Source organism: Candidatus Eremiobacteraceae bacterium (assembly GCA_035295225.1).
Taxonomy (GTDB): domain Bacteria; phylum Vulcanimicrobiota; class Vulcanimicrobiia; order Eremiobacterales; family Eremiobacteraceae; genus JABCYQ01.
Genome location: DATGJI010000011.1, coordinates 1 through 3,727, shown reverse-complemented (window position 1 = coordinate 3,727; position 3,727 = coordinate 1). Strand labels below are relative to the sequence as shown.

Here is a 3,727-nt window from a genome sequence, read left to right as displayed (position 1 = left end):
TTCGATACCGTCCTTGCGGCGGCGCAGAATCGCATTGTGAATGCGCAGCTCGGGCGGCGCATCTTGATCGTCGTCTTTGGCGGGGCCGGTGCTTTGCACGGCGCCGCCGGCCGCCTCGAAGTGCTCGATGAGCCGCTGCAGCGCGTCCTGGCGCCGGTTGAACACCAGATCGTCGCACAGCTCGCGCTCCGTCGCGTCGACTTCGGCGTACGGCGTGATCTCTTTCGGATTCACGAGCGCCAGGTCGAGGCCCGCCTGCACGCAGTGATGCAGAAACACCGAATTGAGCGCGGCACGCGCTTGCGGCTTGAGGCCGAACGACACGTTGCTCACGCCGAGCGACGTCAGTACGCCCGGCAGAGCCTCTTTTATCGCGCGAATACCGTCGATCGTCTCGATCGCCGATTCGATGTATTCCGCATCCCCCGTCGCCAGCGTGAAGGTGAGGTCGTCAAAGATCAGTGCGCCGGGCGGCAATCCATATTCGCCGACGACGATTTCGTAGATGCGTTGCGCGACGTCTCGCTTGCGCTGCGCAGTCTTGGCCATGCCGCTCTCGTCAATCGTAAGCGCAATGACGGCTGCGCCGTGCTCTTTGACCGACGGCAGAACGGAGTCGACCTTCGCGCGGCCGCTCTCCAGGTGCACCGAATTGATGATGGCGCGCCCCGGATAGTTTTCGAGCGCCGCTTTGATGACGCGCGGCTCGGTGGAGTCGATCATCAGCGGCGCTTCCACCGATTGTGCGATCTTGCGCACGAGCGTGCGCATCTGCTCGTCTTCGTCGGTGCGCTCGGTGAGCGCGCAGCAGACGTCGAGCACGTGCGCGCCGCCCTCGACCTGATCGCGCGCGAGCACCGCGATGTCGTCGTATCGGTCTTCGAGCAGCAACTTCTTGAGTTTGCGCGAACCTTGTGCGTTGATGCGCTCGCCGACGAGGAGCGGCCGCGGCTCTTGTTCGAGCGAAAGCGCGGTCATCGCCGACGCGACGTATTGCAGCGGCTTCGGCGCAGGTGCGCGTCCCTGCGCGCGCCCGACGGCATCGACGATCGCCTTGATATGGGCTGGCGTCGTACCGCAGCAGCCGCCGACGACGTTGACGCCGAATTCGCGCACGAAATCCCCGAGTTCGGCCGCAAGTTCTTCGGGCGTTTCCGGATAAATCGTTTCGCCCTTGGGACCCATGAGCGGCAATCCGGCATTTGGAATGACGCTGATGAACCGGTCGGACATCTCGCTCAAATAGCGCACCGGATCGCGCATTTGCGCAGGTCCCGTCGAGCAATTCAAGCCGATGACGTCAACCGGCAACGCACCGAGCGTCGCACAAATCGCACGGATATCCGTACCCAGCAGCATCCGCCCCTCGGTGATGAGCGTCGGCTGCGCTTGAATCGGCACGCGGCGCATGCCACGCTCGAATTCGCGAACGATGCCGGCGATCGCGGCTTTGAGTTCGAGCAGATCCTGCATCGTTTCCAGCAGCAGCAGGTCGACGCCGCCTTCGACCAAATGACGCGCTTGCTCGCCGTAGATGTTCGCAAGTTCTTCGAAGCTGATCTTCGAGAGCGAGGGATCCGACGAAGAAACGAGCATCCCGGTCGGGCCCATAGAGCCCGCGACGAAGCGCGGCCGCTGCGGTGTGCTGAACGCATCGCACGCTGCTCGCGCAATCTGCGCCGCGCCGTGATTGATATCGGCTACGCGATCGCCCAAGCCGTACTCGTCGAGTTTCAAGCGCGACGCCGTGAACGTATCGGTTTCGACGACGTCCGCGCCGGCTTCGAGGTACGACTCGTGAATACTGCGGATGATCTGCGGACGCGTGAGCACGAGCGCTTCGTTGCATCCGTGATATTTCGCGCCGCCGAAATCGTCGGCGGTCAACTCGAGCGCCATGACTTGCGTGCCCATGGCGCCGTCGAACACGAGCACCCGCTCGCGCAACAGCTGCAGATAGTTAGACAATTTAGATCGATGTACTCGCTTTTAAGATGGCGACGGTACTTGCGGCACGCACCTCACCGACGGCGCGCCCCGCTCGATTATATACTACCGGCCGTTCCAAATCCGCGAGATTGGTCAGAGCGGACTCCGGCAATAGGCCAAGCTGCCTGATAGCGGAAAGCACGGCAGGCGCGCGGCCGCGAGCCGCCCCATCCAAAACTTTACATACCAACCCGACGCCTGCTCCGATAAACGCTGTGCCGCTCACGCCTTCCGCGCCGCCCTTCGTGGCCACGGAACCGGCACCGGCGAGCATCAACCGCGTATCGAATTCGCCCGTTCCCGAGACGTACTCCGGATGGGCGATCATTGCGTCACGGACGATCTGCAGGGCGGCGGCGTCGCGCTCGTCGATCCCTTTCAGCGTAGCCAAATGCATGAACGAAAGCGCGGCATTGCGCAGCGGCGTCGCATACACCGGAATGCCGCAGCCGTCGACGCCGAGAACGAAGTCCGCGACCCGCTGCCCGGAAACGCGCGCGCACAGTTCCAAAATTTTTATCTGCGCGGGATTTTGCGGTTCCAAATACGTGCGCGGATCGGCACCGGTCAGCACGCAGAGCGCGAGAATTCCGGCGTGTTTACCGGAGCAATTGTTGTAAACGGGTCCTGGCGTGATACCGGCAGCGCGCAGCTGCTGCGCCGCCTCTTCATTGTACGGCGCGTGCGGCCCGCACAGGAGTGAGCTTTCGTGCATGCCGATCTTGCGCAATATCGAACGCACCGCGTCGATATGAAACGGCTGTCCGGTGTGTGAGGCCGCCATGACGGCGATCTCGTGCGGTTCGAGTGAAAAGCGCTCGCGCGCGCCCGCCTCGATGGCGGTGGCAGCGATGAACGGCTTGGCGGTCGAGCGTAAAAACACCGGCGCGTCGACGTCGCCGGCGGAAAAGATCACGTTGCCCCGCTCGTCGAGCGCGCAAGCGGCGACGTGGTGGAACGATTCCACCAAGCCGTCGCGAGTAACTTCGACGCCCCAACTGCTACACCAGGGCTGGTTCGACAATAGTTGCTTCCTGTTCAGAATAGACCGGGTTCGATAGATACCGCTCGCCGGTATCGCAGCCGATCGTGACGATGAGTTTGCCTTTCGCCTCGGGCCGCGCCGCCACTTGCAACGCCGCCCAAATATTCGCGCCCGAGGAAATGCCCAGGAGCATGCCTTCCTCGCGCGCCGCACGGCGTGCCGTGGCGATGGCATCAGCATCGGTCACGCGGATGATCTCTTGGTAGATGCCCGTGTTGAGCACGTGCGGCACGAAGCCCGTGCCGGTCCCTTGAATTTTGTGCGGGCCGGCCTGGCCGCCGGAGAGCACGGCCGACGCATCCGGTTCGACGGCGATGATCTCGACGCTGGGCTTGCGCTGCTTGAGCACTTCACCGACGCCGGTAATCGTGCCGCCGGTGCCGATAGCGACAACGACGATGTCGACAGTGCCGTCTGTGTCGCGCCAAATCTCTTCGGCTGTCGTGCGCCGGTGAATCTCCGGGTTCGCCGGATTTTCGAATTGCTGCGGCATGAAATATTTGGCCGGATCGCGCGCGATGATCTCGTTGGCTTTGGCAATCGCCCCCTTCATGCCGTCGGCGCCGGGTGTCAGGATCACTTGCGCGCCGTACGCCTTCAGCAAATTGCGCCGTTCGATAGTCATCGTATCGGGCATCACGAGAATTACCGGGTAGCCTTTTGCGGCGGCAACAAACGCAAGCGCGATTCCGG

At 62.9% G+C, this 3,727-nt stretch carries 3 protein-coding genes; all 3 read right to left on the bottom strand.

All coding sequences use genetic code 11. The features are described from left to right. Positions 1-1,968: homocysteine S-methyltransferase family protein (locus VKT51_01405; protein ID HLJ82816.1), on the bottom strand; the 1,968-nt coding region annotated here is incomplete at its 3' end. Position 1,969: 1 nt separating this feature from the next. Beyond that, positions 1,970-3,013 (bottom strand): asparaginase, encoded by a 1,044-nt coding sequence (locus tag VKT51_01400; protein ID HLJ82815.1) that lies wholly within the window; start codon positions 3,011-3,013, stop codon positions 1,970-1,972. Then, positions 2,991-3,727: cysteine synthase A (gene cysK / locus VKT51_01395; protein HLJ82814.1), on the bottom strand; the 737-nt coding region annotated here is incomplete at its 5' end. The genes cysK and VKT51_01400, both read right to left, overlap by 23 nt.